The 19,315-nt window shown below is 54.8% G+C and carries 11 protein-coding genes; 3 read left to right on the top strand and 8 right to left on the bottom strand.

What is annotated here, in order from left to right:
• Positions 1–628: 628 nt before the first annotated feature.
• The 6 genes from Mal15_RS26905 to Mal15_RS26880 all read right to left on the bottom strand — a co-directional run bounded on the left by Mal15_RS26905 (position 629) and on the right by Mal15_RS26880 (position 10,223).
• On the bottom strand, positions 629–2,767 hold the full coding sequence (locus tag Mal15_RS26905) for a heavy metal translocating P-type ATPase (RefSeq protein ID WP_167547231.1): 2,139 nt from the start codon (positions 2,765–2,767) through the stop codon (positions 629–631).
• 12 nt (positions 2,768–2,779) lie between these two features.
• Positions 2,780–3,145, bottom strand: a complete 366-nt coding sequence (locus Mal15_RS26900) for an RND transporter (protein ID WP_147870586.1) — start codon at positions 3,143–3,145, stop codon at positions 2,780–2,782.
• Between the two features lie 28 nt (positions 3,146–3,173).
• Positions 3,174–6,404 carry an efflux RND transporter permease subunit gene (locus tag Mal15_RS26895; RefSeq protein WP_147870585.1) on the bottom strand — a complete coding sequence of 1,077 codons (3,231 nt, stop codon included), beginning with the start codon at positions 6,402–6,404 and terminating at the stop codon, positions 3,174–3,176.
• Positions 6,405–6,428: 24 nt separating this feature from the next.
• On the bottom strand, positions 6,429–7,739 hold the full coding sequence (locus tag Mal15_RS26890; protein ID WP_167547076.1) for an efflux RND transporter periplasmic adaptor subunit: 1,311 nt from the start codon (positions 7,737–7,739) through the stop codon (positions 6,429–6,431).
• A 1,102-nt stretch (positions 7,740–8,841) separates the two neighbouring features.
• Positions 8,842–9,798 (bottom strand): hypothetical protein, encoded by a 957-nt coding sequence (locus Mal15_RS26885; protein WP_233903051.1) that lies wholly within the window; start codon positions 9,796–9,798, stop codon positions 8,842–8,844.
• Between the two features lie 8 nt (positions 9,799–9,806).
• Positions 9,807–10,223, bottom strand: coding sequence for a hypothetical protein (locus tag Mal15_RS26880; protein ID WP_147870583.1), 417 nt, complete (start codon positions 10,221–10,223; stop codon positions 9,807–9,809).
• A 273-nt stretch (positions 10,224–10,496) separates the two neighbouring features.
• Between Mal15_RS26880 and Mal15_RS26875 the strand changes: the two genes are divergently transcribed.
• The 3 genes from Mal15_RS26875 (at position 10,497) to Mal15_RS26865 (ending at position 17,872) form a co-directional block, all read left to right on the top strand.
• Complete coding sequence (locus tag Mal15_RS26875; RefSeq protein ID WP_147870582.1) at positions 10,497–11,387, top strand: anti-sigma factor family protein; 891 nt, start codon at positions 10,497–10,499, stop codon at positions 11,385–11,387.
• A 14-nt stretch (positions 11,388–11,401) separates the two neighbouring features.
• Complete coding sequence (locus tag Mal15_RS26870; RefSeq protein ID WP_233903050.1) at positions 11,402–13,816, top strand: efflux RND transporter periplasmic adaptor subunit; 2,415 nt, start codon at positions 11,402–11,404, stop codon at positions 13,814–13,816.
• Between the two features lie 66 nt (positions 13,817–13,882).
• Positions 13,883–17,872 (top strand): efflux RND transporter permease subunit, encoded by a 3,990-nt coding sequence (locus tag Mal15_RS26865; protein WP_147870581.1) that lies wholly within the window; start codon positions 13,883–13,885, stop codon positions 17,870–17,872.
• A 798-nt stretch (positions 17,873–18,670) separates the two neighbouring features.
• On the opposite strand, the gene Mal15_RS26860 is transcribed toward Mal15_RS26865, so the two are convergent.
• Together Mal15_RS26860 and Mal15_RS26855 are read right to left on the bottom strand one after the other, a co-directional pair.
• A complete protein-coding gene (locus Mal15_RS26860; RefSeq protein WP_147870580.1) occupies positions 18,671–18,949 on the bottom strand; it encodes a DUF5676 family membrane protein in 279 nt (92 codons plus the stop codon).
• Positions 18,942–19,145 (bottom strand): hypothetical protein, encoded by a 204-nt coding sequence (locus Mal15_RS26855; RefSeq protein ID WP_147870579.1) that lies wholly within the window; start codon positions 19,143–19,145, stop codon positions 18,942–18,944. The genes Mal15_RS26860 and Mal15_RS26855 overlap by 8 nt, the downstream gene beginning before the upstream one ends.
• Between the last annotated feature and the right edge of the window lie 170 nt (positions 19,146–19,315).

Genomic DNA, 19,315 nt, shown 5'->3' with positions numbered 1-19,315 from the left:
GCCCAATACCTGTATGGAGACCTCCACGGCGGCAACGCTTACGGCCATTCCTACAGCCACCATGATCATGGCCACCGACATCATTACGGCCACGGCGACTACTATGAGTATGGCCGCACCGCTTATCCGACCACAGCCCTGAGTCGGCATCATGCGATTCCCATTTACGCTGAGGCTGCGTGTCCTTACGGAAATGACCCCATCTGCAGCGAACCGATTGGTTGTCCACTTCAACGTGGCCGAACGTATTCGAACCTGTTGACCGACGAATACCAACCCGGTTTTGGCTTGTCATCGCCCGGCGAAGCCCACTCACACACCGGAGATAGCTACAGCGAACATTCACACGATGGCCACGCTCATGATCGTCAACTTCCCAGTCGTCACGTTGCACCATCTGATCGAGGTTACCTCGCACCGCCATCGTTGCCTCGCAATTCAGTAAGAGACTATCAGCCGCAACAGGGCTTCCGCCGTGAACAACCACAACAGGATGATTCGATTCGGATGGACGGTCCCCCACCGTCGTCGTTTGACCCAAGCTCGCCGTCTCTACCACCTAGCGACAATTCAAAGCCCGTCGATGTTCCACCACCGTCAACTGTCTAAGCAACTCAATATAACTCCATCACGATTTGAGCAGTCGTAGACCATTCCCAATCACAAGCAGTGAGGCTCCCATGTCGGCTGCGATCGCGGCCCACAGCGATGCGAACCCGGCGAACGTCAACACGACGAACAGAGCTTTGACGGCCAGCGAGAACGCGATGTTCTGACGAATGATACTGAGCGTTCGTCGTGAATGGTGAATCAGCCACGGTAGCTTAGAAAGGTCATCGGACATCAAAGCAATGTCAGCCGTTTCGATGGCCGCATCGCTCCCCGCGGCCCCCATCGCAAGCCCGAGTGACGCACGAGCAAGTGCTGGGGCGTCGTTAACGCCATCGCCAATCATTGCGACGTGTTCATATTGTTTGACCAGCCGTTCCACCGCCACGACTTTATCTTCAGGCAATAGCTCAGCGTGAACTTCGTCGATGCCTGCTTCCTTCGCGATCGCTTTGGCCGTGCCTTCGTTGTCACCGGTCAGCATCACCAGTTGCTCGACACCTGCTTCATGAAGTTGACGAATCGCATCGCGGGTTTCTTCCCGAATGGCGTCGGCCAGTGTGATGAAACCGCAAACGTGTTCATCGTTTCCAACCACCACCACGGTTCGCCCCGCTTCCGTCATCGATTCCAACTGCTCGTGAACCTCCGGTGTCTCCTGTCGGCGCTGTTCCAAGTAGCGATGTGAACCCAACCAAAACGGCTTGCCGTTGATGATTCCTGCCGCTCCTTTGCCCTGAATGGTTTCAAACTCGCCGGCGGGGACAAGCTGCAGTTCCCGACGTTTGGCTTCTTCGACAATCGCACGAGCCAAAGGATGGTTGCTGTTGAGTTCCAACGCACCGGCTCGCAACAGTAGCTCCGCTTCGTCATGTCCGTTCATCGGCACTACGTCGACAACTGTCGGCTCTCCCCGTGTCAATGTGCCGGTCTTGTCCATCGCTATCGCCTTGAGGTGGGCGGGGACTTCAATAAACACTCCTCCTTTGATGAGTACGCCATTGCGAGCAGCAGCAGCCAATGCAGCGACGACGCTCACGGGAGTTGAAATCACGAGGGCACACGGGCAAGCGATGACCAGCAATACCAGCGAACGGTAGAGCCAGACTGACCACTCTCCCCCGAAAACCAGCGGTGGAATCACCAGCATCAGGAAGGCGACGATCATGACCACAGGTGTATAGATGGCGGCAAACTTCTCGACCCACTTTTCCGACGGAGCACGTTTGGACCCGGCGTCACCAACCATCTTGATGATGCGAGCCAGCGTCGTGTCATCAGCAGCTTTGGTCGTTTCGATTTCCAGCAAGCCATCACCATTGATAGTTCCGGCAAATACTTCGTCATCGGCTTCCTTTTCAACAGGAACACTTTCTCCGGTAATCGGTGCCTGATTCACACCACTGATTCCGCTAAGGACACGACCATCAAGCGGAATCTTCTCACCGGGACGAACAACAACCGTGGAACCGACCGGCACATCAGCGGGAGCCACGTCGTTCACGTCACCTGCTTCGCCCCGAAGGTGAGCGGTTGGTGGTGACAAGTCCATCAATGAAGCGATGGCGCGACGTGCCCGGCCTACGCTCCATGACTCAAGCAGTAGTGAGAACGAAAACAGAAACGCAACCGTCGCCCCCTCGAACCATTCGCCAATCAATACCGCTCCAATCACGGCGACTGACATCAACAGGTTCATATCGGGACGCAATGAGACAAGCGACCGCCACGCTTTCGGCAGCACCATCAGCAGACCTGCAACGATGCCGATGCTGTAAAGCACGATCGATGCAATCGGTACCGATTCCGACTCACCCGTCCACAGTTGCAAAGCCAACCCGCTCAGTCCGAACAGACCACTCACCGCAGTCAGTATCGAACGCTGATGCTTTTGCCAGAACGAAAGGTCGTTACTCGTCGCACCATCGTCCTGCCAAGGCTCGGACTTCAGGCCAGCCCGTTCGATTGCCGCCAGCACATCCGTTCGTGACACGTCTAGTGAAGACGTGTCAACGGACAGCTTGCCATTCAATAAATCAAAACCGAGTCGATCTTCATCGCCCAATAGCGGAATCAATTCACGTTTGAGGAGTGTGACCTCCTCAGCGCAATCCATCCCGTGAATGAGCAGCTCGATTTCCTTTTTGTTGCTCTCCATACTCACTCGTCATCACTCCGTTGGCTTCGGTGGTTGCTCACCAAACTTAGCTTCATATCTCGCGGCAAATTTCTCGAAGTTTTCCGGGCTGCACTCAAAGCACTGCGATTCAGGTCTGTCATGTTCGTCGCACCAGTCGCCTTTCGCTTTGAAGTCGGCGACCAGTGACGTCTTGCATAAAGCACATTCGTCTTCGGGAACACCGTGTTCGTTGCACCACCAGCCGTTGTGATCATGTCCAGCGTGGTCTTCGCCCTCATGATCGTGGTCAGCATGTTCTTCTGTGCTGACTGTGTCCGTGCTGGAACTACACCCGGTCAATCCGAGCGTGGTGAATCCGAACATCGCCAACAACATCATTCCATAAACCAAACGCATTGCAGTTTCTCCTTGCAATCAACTTTCATCAGCGAGTGTCGGCACCAAAACGACTCGGTTGCCTTTGAGTGGAACTCTCGCTGAACATCTCACTATCAACCTGTTCGCCATTGATCTTCTGCGGGGTCTCATCACCGTGAGCCGGTTCATCCGCAGAACCCAATGGGCTTTGAAATACCATGTAAAGCACTCGCAAGACCAGCAGCGACATCACCATCGCACTGACAACGCCTCCAATGACGACGGTTGCGAGCGGTCGCTGAACTTCCGCACCCATTCCAGTGCTGAGGGCCATCGGGACAAATCCCAACGCAGCCACCAGCGTTGTCATCAATACAGGACGAAGCCGAGTCAAAGCTGCTTCTTCGACTGCGGATTCCAAATCCCGACCGCGTTGGCGTAGTTGCCGAATCGTGGAGACCAGCAGCATGTCATCCAGCACCGCAACGCCGGATAAGGCCACAAAACCAACTGCCGCAGAAATAGAGAATGGCATGTCTCGCAGCCACAACGCGATCACTCCGCCGGTCCACGCAAACGGAATGCCGGTGAAGATTCTCACGGTATCGATGGCGTTACCGTAGGTCACGTACAGCAGCGAAAAGATCAGTACCAACGCGACCGGAACAACGATAAACAACCGTTGCCGAGCTTGAATCATGTGTTCAAACTGCCCGCCGAATTCGACGTGATATCTTGCCGAGGGCAGTGTTACCTGTTCCGCGATCTTTCTCTCCGCTTCTGCAACGAAGCTGCCGACATCGCGGCCTCGCACATTTACGGATACAGTGACTCGGCGTTGCCCCCATTCGCGGGCGATCTGTGATGGGCCACTCGTGAACTTCACTTCGGCCAATCGTCCAAGCGGAATCTGTTCGCCGCGTGGCGTTGTGACCGGAATCGAGGCAATCTTCTCCGGGTCGTCACGGAATTCGTCAGGAAGTCGAACGGTCAGTGGAAAACGAAGCTGTCCTTGAAACACGTCGCCAACAGGACGATTGCCAACGGCTTCGACCAAGTCCAAGACGCTGGAGGCCGGGATTCCGTAGCGAGCGATTTCGTTCTGTTTGATTATCACTTGCAACATCGGCTGCCCGGTCAACTGAGTCGCACCGACATCCGCTGAACCGGGAACGTCGAGCAGCACTCGCTCGATTTCGGTGGCCTTGGCGGCAAGCGTATCCAGATCATCGCCGTAGAGTTTGACTGCAATGTCGCTACGACTACCGGTTCCCAATTCGTCCATTCGCAGTTTAATGGGCTGAGTGTAGGCGAGTCGCTGGCCGGGAAGTGTTCGCAGCTTCTGCTCGAACAACGCCGTCAGTTCAGCTTGCGTAGCTGCCTTCTTCCATTCGTCTCGCGGTTTGAGCGTGATGAACACATCAGTCAATTCGAGTCCCATTGGATCGGTGGCAATTTCTGCCGAACCGATGCGGCTCCAGACATGAGCCACTTCATCCGGAAATTCGTCCAAAAGCGCCTTTTCCATCTGCGTATTGAAACGCATCGACTCATCCAGTTGTGTCCCCGCCAGCCGGACTACGTTGATTGCAACCGAGCCTTCCGAAAGTTGTGGCATGAACTCGGTGCCGAGGTTTGGAGCAATCATCCCGAAAGCGACTACCAACACAGCCACCGCGAATCCGATGATGGCTGTCTTCTGGTGCATCGTGAAGTGCAACACGGGGCGGTAGAGCCGCTTGAGGATACGCACGAGCAGCGGCTCACGATGACTCATTTTCTTGGGCAGCAGCAGACTGGCCAGCACCGGCATTAACGTCATTGAAAGCAGCATCGAACCGGCCAAGGCGAAGATGACCGTCAGTGCCATTGGACGGAACATCTTGCCTTCGATGCCTTCCAGCGTCAGGATCGGCAAATAGACGATCATGATGATGAGTTCGCCGAACATCGTCGGGCCGCGAACTTCAACCGCCGCGTCACGGATGCGTTCCAATCGACTGCGATTGAGTGGATTGGCCTGCGACAAATGACGCACACAATTCTCAACCATCACGACCGAACTATCGACGACCAACCCAAAGTCGATCGCACCCAGACTGAGTAGGCTGGCAACAATCCCGAAACGCCACATGCCACTGAATGCAAACAGCATCGACAGCGGAATTGCTAACGCGACGATGAGACCGGCTCGCAGGTTGCCGAGAAAGAAGAACAGCACGGCGATAACCAGCAGCCCGCCTTCAAACAGGTTCTTTCGGACGGTGTCGATCACGGAATCGACCAGTTCCGTGCGGTCATACATCGTTACCAGAGTCATACCCGGCGGCAGGTTGGCCTTGATTTCCTCGACTCTTTGTTTCAGTGCATCGGTGTACTGATGCGTGTTCTCTCCCATCAGCATGAAGCCAAGCCCCATGACAGCTTCACCATTGCCGTCTGCTGTCACTGCACCACGTCGTATTTCATGGCCGACTTCAACGGTCGCCACATCCCGAATCCGGACCGGCACACCATCACTCGCCTTGATCACAATGTTTTCAATCTGCGAAATATTAGTCGTGCGTCCCAGTCCCTGAACGAGCAACATTTCGCCCATGCGATCGACGTTGCCACCGCCGACATTGCGATTGTTCTCTTGCAACGCATCAACGACTTCGCCAAACGTCAGCCCGCGCGACACCAAACCTGCCGGATCAATGCGAACTTGAAACTGTTTTTCGTAGCCACCCCAACTGTTGATTTCGGCAGTGCCCGCTACGGTTCGCAGCTGTGGTTTGACCACCCAATCGTGTGTGGTGCGAAGCTCGGTCAGCATTCGCATCCGCTCAGACTCAGGCAGCTTCGTGAAGTCCACGCCCGGATAGGTCAGCACGTAATGAAAAACTTCGCCGAGTCCCGTTGCCACCGGTCCCATCTTTGGACGACTCACCCCACCGGGAAGCTCCACGGTTGCCAGTCGTTCGCCAACAACCTGTCGGGCGAAGTATATGTCCGTGCCATCCTCGAACGTCACAACAACTTGCGAGAAACCGTACTTCGAAACCGAGCGAATGTTCTCCAGCAAAGGCAGACCGCTGAGTGACTGCTCGATTGGATAGGTGATCTGGCGTTCGATCTCTTCCGGCGACAATGCAGGTGCGGTCGTGTTGACCTGCACCATGATTGGCGTCGTGTCGGGAAAAGCATCGACATCAAGCTGGCTCAGTGCGTAGCCGCCACCCGCAATGAGTACCAGCACACCGAATAAAACGGCGAACCGATGATGTAGTGAAAGATCAATCAGGCGAGTGAGCATCGTGGGAATTCCTTTTCGTCAGGCTCAGTGACCGCAGGTGCAGCCTGCACCCAAGTTGTTTTTCAGCAATTGTGCCCGCAGCACATCGCTGCCACTACTTGCCACGACTTCACCCGGCAGCACGCCCGCAATAATCTCCGTAAACCCGTCCTGCTTGATTCCCACGCGAACCGAGCGAGCCACAAAGAACTTCGGTCGGTCTTTCTCAAAGAATCGCTTGTCGCGAACAAAGACCAGCGTATTTTCGCCGTCCCATTGAATCGACGAGTCTGGCACCACGATCGCATCCGGTTCGTCTCGCAGCACGATCTGGCCCAAACCGAATGACTCGTTGCGAAGGCTGCCGTCTTCGTTCTCAAGCTCTGCTCTCACTCGTACCGTTCGAGTCTGCCGATCAACGTCCGAACTAATCCAAATGACTTTGCCCCGATGCTCTGTCGCTTGTCCATCAGGACGATAGCGAACTTCCTGTCCGATTTTCGCAAGCGATGCTTCTTCTGCGGGAACACGAAGATCAAGCCAAACCGTTCGTGTATCGGATAGCCGAAACATTTGCGTGCCACGATCAACGACTTCGCCGACTACCGTTTCACGTTCGACCACCCGGCCCGCCAACGTGGCGATCACCACAATCAGATTGTCGCTGTCCCGCGCCTCAATCTGGTCGGTCCCCAAGTTGCGTACGGCGTCCTTCGCCTGTTCCGGCTCCAGGGAGCGAAGCCGGTCCAGATCAACCGACAGGCCGAGATTGCTGAGAGATCGAACGGTTTTCTCCACCAACGACGTCGCCTGTTGCAGTTCAGTCTGACTTTCCAGCAGCCGCTTGCCCGGAATGACATTGCGATTGGCGAGCGGTTCGATGCGACGAACGGCGTCCTGCTTCAGCCGCTCATCAGACAACGCTGACAGAAGATCGGACTTTAACCGACCCACCTTCTCGGAATCGACAACCGCTAACACCTGCCCGGCCTCGACCCAATCACCGACGTTGACCCGCACTTCCTTCACGATTCCGTCGGCGAGTGGAGAGACCTGAGCAGTCTTGGTTGCGTCATAGCGAACTTCACCGGCCGTCTCGACACTTTCGATGATTGCATTGCGTTGCACCGGTTCCACGTCAACGCCTGCACTCTGCATGGCATCGAGCGAAGCGAATTGGATTCGCGAACCCGGTAATTGACTGAGTGCCAAGTTTTCCCGACGAGGACGCACCGTCAGTGCCCGTTCCGCTCGGACAAGATCGTTGTCGGTAATCTCGGCAAGTGACTTGGTCTCGGCGAGCAATGGGTTGTGCAGCACACAGCCGTGAACGCCGTGAACATCGCAAAATGTCAACTTCGGGGAATCTTGTATCAAACCCGGAACGCAATTGATGCACTCCGCCTCCGGTACTCCGTGACTGTCGCACCACGCTGGGCCGGTTTTTGTGGGTGAGGCTGTGGCCGCAAAACTCGGCAGCTTCCAGTCATTGTGATGGCCATACCAAGCCAACGCCACTAAACCGGCAACGACCAAGACAGGCGGAATCCATCCGACTATCGCAAGTAACACTCGCCGAAAACGCGAGTTTCGCGGTCGCACCGCTGCTGATAACTCGCTATTGGGCGTGGGTTGTTGGTCGATCGCTGAATCGACTGGTATGGGTTCTGCCGAGACCTTCGGCTGAGTAATGACATTCGACATGGTGCTGCGTCCGCTGTAACAAAGAGTGACACTCAAACGATGCTTGTGGCCAAGCAAACGACAAAGCCGTTCTCAGGCAGCGCAGCACGAAGCAACCAAAGTCACTACGAAGTGCAGCCAAAAAACGGCTGAAAGAGCGTCCTACAGCAGGAACCTGCAATAAGCCGTTAGAAGCGCTCGCCCCTGCGGAGGCGATTCGTCTCGCGAAGCAAATTCGAGACGCTGAGTGACAGATGTTGCTGCCAAATCGTTGACAGCAACAATTGCGAGCGTGTCCACCATTCCTGTCAGTTCGACCGACGCATTGAACCCCGGAGGCAAGGCCCCCGCACAGAAACAATCGTGGCACGGCTCAGGACAATCAGGAGCGGCCGGAGCTTGCTCCCCTTCTGCATCACAACAGCAGTGATGCTCGCAACCTCCAAGCTCAACCGAAGAATCACCCACATCCGCACAGCAAGCCCCACCCATCGCTGGACAAACCAGCACGGTCAGGCACATCAGCAAGTGGATGTAACGGGTGAACATGCAGCAATGAAAGGGAGGTTGGACTTCAAGAGAGTATCTACTCTGACGCCTATAGTATTGGTCGATTTCCGTCCTGAGTCAATGTCGATGTAAAGATTCGAAATACCCAAAATCTCCACATTGTCGTCTTCATCCACGGCGCCATCAATGCCTTCGAGGTTGAGACGAGCCCACGTGCGTTCGATACGACATCGAATCTGCTTTGGGGGCGAACTCATACAGCCCCCTACTTCATCGCTGGAGGTTTGACGCCCATCTTGGTGAGCTTTGCAAGGTACTCGTCCGGCTGCGTGTGCAGCTTCTTGGCACAGCCAACGCAGCAGATATAGACTGCCTTGCCTTTCACGTTGACTTTCAAGGGAGCCCCCATTCCTCCCAAAGGCTCATCCATCACGGGACAGACCTTTTGTGCAGCAATTGCACTGGCGTCGGCCAGCGTTGCCTTGAAGACGCCGGGCCGAACCTGTTCGCCCTTCGCCGTGTAGTATTTGGCGAGGTACTGCTGCGGTGCAGCCTTTACTCGGTCACTGCAACCCGCACAGCACACGAACAGAGGCTTGCCTTCGACCATGACTTTTGGCGGTGCCCCCATCGAGCCAAGTTTTTTACCGCTGACTGGACATGTGGCCTGCAAGCTGATCAAAACTGCGTCAGAGAGCTTTCCGTCAGCAACTTTGCCCATCGCATGAAAAGAAACCGGCTGCGAAGCGACTCCGTTGAGCGTCACGTCCATATGTAGCAGGTGGCCGCTCACACTCGAGAGATCGACCGCGACGCCAATTGCATTGTTTTTTAGTGGCTTCAACTCGTACGGATAATCCTTCTTCCCCTCGCCGACGCGGAGTTTCAGTGACCCGCTCGCCTTCGGAGCACCAACTACCTTCCCGTCGCTATCAAGCAGCATGAACATGATGCCTTTGGGAACAATGACCGTCTCGATTCGCTGAGTTCCTACGATTTGAATGGTCCCGCCGTTCGGCCCCTGCTCTACGGCAGAATGATCGTGGCCATCGTGACTATGTGTAGCGTGCTGGTGGTCTGCGTGGTCGTGCTGTTGGGCAATGAGACTTGATGACATCGCCAGAGTTGCGAGGACCATTGCAGATATGCGGGTGAGGTTACTCAAAGACATGCTGGGTCTTTCCTTGAGAGAAGTGAAGTACAAAGGATTGGCGGAGGCCATCACGTTGTTTAGTCGTTTAGCTTGGCGAGATATTTGTCCGGATCGGCAAGCAATTTGTCCTTGCAGCTGTCGCAGCAAATCCAAACCTGTTGGCCTTGGACTTTGACCTTCTCCGGCTCGCCCATCGTGCCCAGCATCTCGCCGCTGACCGGGCAAAAGTGCTGTTTCATTGCGGACTTATGGTCTTCTTCGGAGAAGTCCGCCAGTGCCTCAGTCATCTTTTCCATGTCGGTTTTGCCCGCATGATCCCCGTCACCGTGATCGTGTCCCGAATGGTCATGCTCCGTTTCTGGGTGATCTGACGAGAAAGTACGGGCAGCGGGATTTGTTGTTTCCGTAAAATCGGATTCGGTAGTATTGCAACCGGAAATAGCAAAAAGTAGCCCGGATCCGAGTACCAGACAAAGCAGTAATTTCGACGTCATAGATTTGCTCGCAGGACAACGGTGAATCGAATGGCATTGATGCCGGACGCGGGTTTCGATGCTTTCGCCGTGCGAATCTTCATGCGAAAATCCCAAAAACTGCGAACGAGGCCCCGCAAACATCGTTTCTTCGAGTTTTTCTTTGCCAAAGCGTGAAGGACGGTCGCTTCAGAGCATCCAAAAACATGCTCGCCAAGATTGCGTCTTGAAGCGGTGAGCGGACGGCATAATGCAGTTATTCCGCCCCGAACACTCCCTGAAGGAGGTATCGCCATGAAATGCACCGAAGTTCAAGACCGACTTTCGGCGTACTACGACGGCGAGTTATTTGATGAATCGCAGGCCGCGATGGCTCGGCATCTGGCGGGTTGTGAGTCGTGCGCTGCGGAATTAGCGGGCTTCAAGGATGTAACACGAGCCGTGAACCGAATGCCGCACCCACAGGTTCCGCCTGCTGTCTGGGAGGGGCTCACGGCCCAATTGGTGGCAAACGAATCGAGCGACTCGGTCAAGCCGCAACCTGCGTCCGACCAGCAAACGAACCGGTATTGGTGGACTTCATCCCGGCAACTGGCACTGGCCGCATCGGTGCTTCTGGTGCTGGGCTTTGGGTATTGGATGAATCGCAGCATGGATCACCCCCACTCCAACAACCATGCAAATTCCGCCGACCAAGAACACAGTGCCGAGTTCGTAGCGACGATGGACCACTATCTACGCCAACTTCCTGACGATCCCGACGCCGCTGAGCAGTTTTTGTTGAATAAGTACAACGGCCGAACCGTCAATGCAGATAGTGCGGTCAAGCTGGTTGGCTATCGTCCTGCCGTGTCCGAAGGTCTGCCGGAAGGCTATTCACTGGCTTCCACAAGCGTGCTGAAAATGCCCTGCTGCACATGCGTAAAGGCAGTTTGCAAAAGGTTGGATGGCTCAACTCTCGTCTTGTTTGAGCACGATGACGAGAAAACAGAATGGTTTGGCCAGCGTCAGTCAAACATGGCAATATGTGGCGACAAAGAGTGTTGTTTGGTTGATCTCGATTCGAGTATCGCGGCAACATGGAAAAGAGGTTCGCGATCACTGACTGCTGTGGGTGTGCGCGATGTTGATGAAGTAAACACGCTGGTCAGCTGGCTGGATAAGAAGGTTGGGACAGCACTGTGAGAAGCAACTAATCAATGAGTAAAGCAACCGCAATGAATCGAGTCAGTCAAATTTACGAACATCATCGCAGCAAGCTGTGGATCGCCCAAGCCATCGTGTTGCTCGGTGTTGGTTTGTTGCTGGGCATGTCGATGCGTGGCGACGGCTCGACGGACGGCGGTACGTCGGCTCAGGAAAACCATTCAGGGCATGCCCATGCCTCCGCAGGGAAGAGCGAAGCTCAAATTTGGACTTGTTCGATGCATCCGCAGATTCGTCGTGACGGACCGGGTAGCTGCCCAATCTGTGGGATGGACTTGGTGCCGGTCAAGAAGTCTGCCAGCGGCATTCGCACCGTCTCGATCAGTTCGGATGTGAAGAAGCTGATGAACGTGCAGACAGTTCCGGTTGCTCATCGCTACGTTACGGCCAACGTTCGCATGGTGGGAAAAATTGAGTACGACCGAACACGTCTTGCCCATATCACCGCCTGGGTTGCTGGCCGCTTGGACCGACTTTTCGTTGAGTTTGAAGGCGTGGAAGTTAACAAGGGCGACCATATGGCCTATATCTACAGCGAAGAACTCTACACAGCTCAGGAAGAACTGGTTGCTGCTCAGCAATCGAAAGCCGACCGTCCAGCGTCACGATTTGTGGAGCCGTTGAATCTGGCCGAGTCCGCTCGCGAAAAGCTGCGGCTGCTTGGCATTACCGAGAAGCAAATCAGAGAAATCGAACAGCGAGGAAAACCGAGTACACACCTAACGATCTACTCTCCCGCCGCTGGAATCGTCGTCAAGAAACACCGCGAGGAAGGCGATCGTGTTCGCACCGGAGATCGAATCTACACAGTTGCCGACTTGGATCATCTGTGGGTGCAAATGGATGCGTATGAATCCGATTTGCCTTGGCTTCGCTACGGACAGGATGTTGAGTTCACAACAGAAGCTTACCCCGGTGAAGTCTTTCATGGCCGAATCGCGTTCATTGATCCGGTGCTGAATGAAGCAACAAGAACGGTGAAAGTACGAGTCAATGTGTCCAACGAAGACGGACGTCTCAAGCCGGAGATGTTTGTTCGCGCAATTGTGAAATCCAAGATCGCTGCGGGTGGACGAGTTCTTGATTCGTCGCTTGCCGGAAAGTGGATCAGCCCGATGCACCCCGAAATCGTCAAGGACGGACCAGGCGATTGCGATGTTTGCGGGATGCCATTGGTACGAGCCGAAACGCTTGGTTATGTCACAGCGGAACCGAGCGACACAGCCAAACCACTGGTGATTCCGGTTTCCGCCGCATTGCTGACCGGAACACGAGCCATCGTCTATGTGCAGGTTCCTGACGCTGAAGAACCGACGTATGAGGGTCGCGAAATTGTGCTTGGCCCACGGGCCGGAGACTACTACCTCGTCAAAGCCGGTTTGAAAAAAGGCGAACTGGTTGTCACCAACGGCAACTTCAAGTTGGATAGTGCTCTGCAAATTTCTGCCAAGCCATCCATGATGACGCCTGAAGGCGGTGGTGGCGGTGGAGGGCACGATCACGGTGGCGAAAAAAAGCCCGTTGCCGAGGGCGAGCCGATGCAAATCGCAGGACGTTCGGGAATGTCGCTCCCATCGGAGTTGGAAAAGCAATTACATCAAACGATAGAGTCTGTCGAAACGATCGGCAAAGCTATCGAAAGTGCTGAACTTGATGCGATTCGTGACGGCTACACTCAACTTGGAAAAGGCATCGCCGCGTTGAAGGTTGATCAGTTGTCCGGCGATATGCGGGCGCAACTGGAGGAGTTCGCGATGCTGCTCAGAAACGATGCGGTCGAAGGCCAGGAGGTGAAGTCGCTACAAGATGCTGACCGGGTCTTTTTGGTGACGAAGCGACACGCGGAACGTTTGCAGCAGATGTTTGGGCTATCTCACACCGGACACCAGATGGCTGAACAGAGCCTCGATGTTCCCGCCGAGTTTCGCAATCAACTCAGCCAACTCGTCAATCCTTACGTTGCGATCTCGCAAGCGTTGGCGGCAGACGATGCCACGTCCGCCACAAACGCCGTGGCGGGACTTCATCAGACCGTCAGCACAATCAATGCTCAGTCCTTGACGGGCAAAGCCGCTGAACGTTGGAATTCAGAACTGAACAGTCTCTCGGCAATCGCAGCTCGACTATCAAAGGCCAATGACCTGAAAACGCTTCGTTCATCTTTCGCACTACTGTCGGACGAGCTTTTGACGCTTCAACGCGTTTTCGGACTGGCGGGTAGTGATAAGCTCTTCGAGCTTCACTGTCCGATGGCATTCGAGGGTCGCGGAGCAAGTTGGATTCAAACCGACGACGCTGTTCGCAATCCGTACTACGGTGCTTCGATGCTGAAGTGTGCGGACAAGGTCGAGCCGCTAGGTGAGAAAGCGCCGCCGCCGGATGAGCACGCCGGGCACAATCACGGGTAGGAGTACGAGTCGTGCAAATCTTTCAGCCGCATTTTTGGAAACCAGAAACGAGAATAAAACGCTTTGATGACCGAACCTTCCAATGACATAGCTCCCGATATTCAAAGCGCCCGTCGCACTATTCTCGGCGGCACCATCTGGTTCTGCCTGCACAATAAACTCGTCGTCTTTCTGCTTGTCTTGGCAATCATGGGCTGGGGCGTCATGGTCGCCCCGTTCGATTGGAAAGTCGGCAGTCTGCCTCGCGACCCAGTTCCCGTCGATGCGATTCCCGACATCGGCGAAAACCAGCAGATCGTTTTCACCGAATGGATGGGCCGCAGCCCGCAGGATGTCGAAGACCAGATCGGCTATCCAATGACGGTTGCCCTCTTGGGCATCCCGGAAGTCAAGACCATCCGCAGCTACTCGATGTTTGGCTTCTCTACGATCTACGTGATCTTCAACGAGAACGCTGAGTTCTATTGGTCACGTTCCCGTGTGCTGGAAAAGCTCAACAGCCTACCCGCCGGAACTCTGCCCGAAGGCGTGCAACCGACGCTCGGGCCCGACGCCACCGCCCTTGGTCAAATTCTGTGGTACACGCTGGAAGGCCAAGACCCAGACGGAAATCCTACCGGTGGTTGGGACCTACATGAGCTGCGAACCATTCAGGATTGGTACGTTCGCTACTCAATCGCCTCGGCAGAAGGCGTCAGCGAGGTTGCTTCGATTGGAGGTTTCGTTCAGGAATACCAAATCGATGTCGATCCCGATGCAATGCGAGCCGCTAAGGTGTCGCTCACCGATGTGTTTGGGGCCGTTCGTATGTCCAACGTCGATGTCGGTGCGAGGACCATTGAACTCAATAAAGCCGAATATGTCATTCGCGGACTGGGATTCATCGAGCAGGTTGAAGATATCGAGAAGACCGTCGTCAGAGTCGCCGATGACGTGCCGATCACGATTAAGGACGTGGCAACCGTCAGACTTGGGCCGGCTTTGCGTCGTGGGGCGCTGGATAAGGCGGGAGCCGAAGCTGTGGGCGGCGTGACAGTCGTTCGCTATGGGTTCAACCCGCTGGAAGCCATCAAGAACGTCAAGAAGAAGATCGAAGAAGTGTCGCCCGGATTGCCCAGCAAAGTGCTGGTCGATTACACGCGGACCACGGCTGAGCAGGTTGATGCCTACGGCAAGTCACACGACCTTCCGGCGATCACCGGTTCGACACCCAACCACGATCCTTGGGTTCAGCACCTACGTGGAACGCCCCGTGACAAATGGCCAAGCTGGATCACGACCAGCCAAGTCCGAGTCGTTCCCTTCTACGACCGCACCGGAGTCATTTACGAAACGCTGGGAACGCTCAATACTGCACTATCAGAAGAAATCCTCGTCACCATTATCGTGATTCTGGTGATGGTTCTGCACCTGCGTAGTTCGATACTCATCAGTGCCTTGTTGCCGCTGGCCGTGTTGATGGTCTTCATCGCCATGAAGACGTTTGGAGTGGATGCCAACATCGTCGCACTGTCCGGCATTGCCATCGCCATTGGAACGATGGTCGATATGGGAATCATTCTCTGCGAGAACATTCTCAAACACTTGGACGAGGCCGACCCGAATGAAGATCGCGGCCACGTCATCTTTCGCGCATCGAACGAGGTCGCAAGTGCTGTTCTAACCGCCGTTTCGACAACGGTTGTCAGCTTCCTTCCCGTGTTCACAATGATAGCTGCGGAAGGCAAGCTCTTTCGTCCTCTCGCTTTCACCAAGACGTTTGCGCTCGCAGCATCGGTTATCGTGGCCCTCACCATCATTCCACCAGCAGCCCATATTCTGATGGGCGGGCGAATGCAGGCAGGCTCACTTCGCAGATACTCCATGATCGCTCTTGTCGCCGCAGGCGTGCTCGCGATGTTCTTCGTCTCGTGGTGGGTTGGAACTATCGTAATCGGTCTTGGCCTCTACAAGCTGCTCGAACCACGCATTCCGACCCAATACAACCACTACGCACCCTTCCTTGCGAGTGCTATCGCGGTCTTGGTTGTCGGGGTAATTCTGACGGAACACTGGTTGCCACTTGGGCCGCAAAAAGGACTCACACGAAATCTGTTATTTGTCGGGATGCTCATTGGAGGATTGCTTGGGTTCTTCACGATCTTCCAACGCTTCCTCTACGAGCCAATCCTTCGTTGGTGTCTCGCTCACAAGTTGTTCTTCCTTTCAATTCCAACAGCAATTCTTCTGTTTGGCGGTAGTGCGTGGCTTGGTTTTGACCGCGTATTTTCATTCATCCCGAAACTCGCCTCGAATGTCGGTATCGAGCAATCGACGATCCGTGAGTCGAAGCCTTGGACAGCCGCCAGCGAAACGCTACCCGGTATCGGCAAAGAGTTCATGCCGCCTCTGGATGAAGGTTCATTCCTCTACATGCCGACGACGATGCCACACGCTTCGATCGGCGAAGCAATGGACGTGTTGCAATTGCAAAACAAGTTCCTCATCTCCATTCCCGAAGTCGATTCGGTCGTTGGCAAGATAGGTCGAGCCGACAGTCCACTCGACCCGGCTCCAATCTCAATGATCGAAACGTTTATCACCTACAAATCGGAATACAAGACCGACCAGAACGGCAATCGCCTAAAGTTTCGCTACGACGAAGAAGATAAGAACTACGCCCGCGATGAACAGGGCATGCTGATCGAAGACCTGCATGGCCGCCCATTCCGGCAATGGCGTGATGAAATCAACTCGCCCGAAGATATCTGGCAGAAAATCACAGAAGCCGCCGACATTCCCGGTACGACGTCAGCTCCGAAGTTGCAACCGATCGCGGCTCGTATCGTGATGTTGCAGAGTGGTATGCGGGCACCGATGGGAATGAAGATCAAAGGCCCAGATCTCGAAACCATTGAACGTGTCGCTCTACAAATCGAGGGACTCCTGAAGCAAGTCCCTACGGTTCAGGCGTCCGCCGTGATCGCTGACCGCATCGTCGGAAAACCATATCTGGAAATCGACATCGACCGCGATGCAATCAAACGCTACGGCCTGCATATCCGCAGCGTTCAAGATGTCATCGAAGTCGCAATCGGCGGACGTCGTATCACCACGACCGTTGAAGGACGCGAGCGCTACCCGGTTCGAGTCCGCTACGCACGAGAGCTGCGAGACGATGCGGAGTCGCTGGAACGCATCCTCGTACCAACGCCAATGGGGCAACAGATCCCGCTCGCACAATTGGCCGACATCCGTTACGTGCGCGGCCCCCAAGTTATCAAGAGCGAAGACACCTTTCTATTGGGCTACGTCCTGTTCGACATGAAGGCAGGCAACGCCGAGGTCGATGTTGTCGAAGATGCTCAAGCGTTCTTGCAGGAAAAGATCGACAGCGGTGAGCTTGTACTGCCTGCCGGTGTCAGCTATTCCTTCGCCGGAAACTACGAGAACCAGCTTCGTTCGCAAAAAACCTTGATGGTTGTCCTTCCGCTGGCACTCGGAATCATCTTTCTGATTCTCTACTTCCAGTTCAAATCCGTCATCACGACTTCGCTTGTTTTCAGCGGCATCATGATCGCTTGGTCCGGTGGTTTCATCATGCTCTGGTTGTACGGGACCGACTGGTTCCTGAACTTCAACCTGTTCGATACGAACATGCGTGAACTGTTTCAGGTCCACACGATCAATCTCAGCGTTGCAGTCTGGGTCGGCTTCCTCGCATTATTCGGTATCGCCACCGATGACGGGGTTGTGATCGCATCCTACTTGGAAGACAGTTTCCGCAGAGACCGCATCACCAGTGCTCAGCACGCCCGCGAAGCCACCGTTACCGCTGGATTGCGTCGCGTTCGACCCTGCCTGATGACCACCGCAACGACCATCCTTGCCTTGATTCCCGTTCTCACGTCCACCGGTCGAGGCAGTGACATCATGGTTCCCATGGCCATTCCAAGTTTCGGCGGCATGGTGATTGCGATTATCACGATGCTTGTCGTTCCTGTGCTTTACTGCTCGGTGATGGAATGGAAGCTTCGGTTTGGAATCGACGATCCAAGGTTCGCGGCAAACGCATAGCTTTCGCCGGCTTCACGGTCAGTCAAGGCGAATAAGTTTACTGATTTCTTGTGAAGAAGCCGTGAGGCCCTGCATCTAAATCACCAGAGAACGCGGGAGTGCAGTTATTGCGGCTGCTCGGCCTGTGACGTTCTGGGCGGACCTTCTCCTTGGAGGGAATGAACGATGTTAAAGGCTGTTATGACTTGCGTACTTGGTCTCGGATTGATCGGCTCAACCGTAGTGTTGTCAGCGGCGGATGCGAGCCAGGTCGACAGTCAGTATGTGCAGGCTGCGGAAAATGTGAACTCATCGAAGGTGGCAAAGCCAACGTGCTGCGCGAAGCGAGCTTACTGCTGTAAGATCGAGAGGCCATGTTGCCGATAGCGGCACTCGATGACCGACTGATTGCGACGACAGTACGTCACACAGGATGTGAGACAGGAATGTCGCCCCACTTCTCTTGTAGGTACTCCAGCACAAGTCGGCGATGCCAGAGTTTCGGCAGGTGTTAGCTGCAAAGGAGGCAGCTTGAGTGGAATTCTTCTTGGCGAAGCTGGGTTTCAATACTCCGCTTCGCCATTCGCTCCATAAATTCCACTTCGTAGACTTCCCAGTCGACGCCGTGCTTCTTGTAGGCATCCAGAATGTCTTTGGTCGGGGTGGAAGTTCCGGGACGTGCTCGTGCGGACCACAAGACTTTCGTTGATGACCATTGAGAAGTACATCAAGAGAGCCATGCCAGCAGCGACCGTCCCCTTGCCGTATGCCTTCATCAGGAACATGGCAATGCCGCCAGCCGATTGATATTGAACTGTGTCAGGTCAGCGATTTGCCGCAGCAGTTGTAACATCCGGCAATCAAAGCTCCAAACAGCCAACCTAGTACAAAAATCTCGATAACGCCGAGAACCGTTTCCCAAAGCGGCATGTCCCACCGCATGATCGTCGTGACATCGACACCGTGCATCAGGCTGTTAAAGAACCGAATCGCTACTTCCTGCGGAACAGTCATCATCACGAAGACACAGCCCAGATAGGAAACGGCACAAGCGACCGCAACTGCGAAACCGAACCGGGCAATACTCAGTTTATTCATGGCTGTCCTCGTGGCGTTTGGAATGGTGGTCGGAATGGTCGGTCATGTGCCCACGCATCATCAACAGATGGCAGGCAAGCATCAGAACCATAAACACGGTTAATGTCACTCCTTCACTGACGCCAAAGTAAGGCAAAACGAAAATCAGGAGCATCGGTAAGCCGCAGCCGATCAACATGTGCAGGAAATGTTTCATGCTATTTGCCTCGCGTTTCTTTCTCGGCCATTCGTCTGACCGTTCGGATGCACGGCATCCCGGTTTCTTCAGCAACGACCACAAGAATTAGCATTGAGGCGTGGCCAACAGCAAGCAAAAAAACCGCAAAGCCAGCGAGCTTTTGACAGCTGTGGCGTTACGGTTCCGAG

The organism is Stieleria maiorica (assembly GCF_008035925.1).
GTDB lineage: Bacteria > Planctomycetota > Planctomycetia > Pirellulales > Pirellulaceae > Stieleria > Stieleria maiorica.
This window is presented reverse-complemented; position numbering and strand designations above follow the sequence as displayed.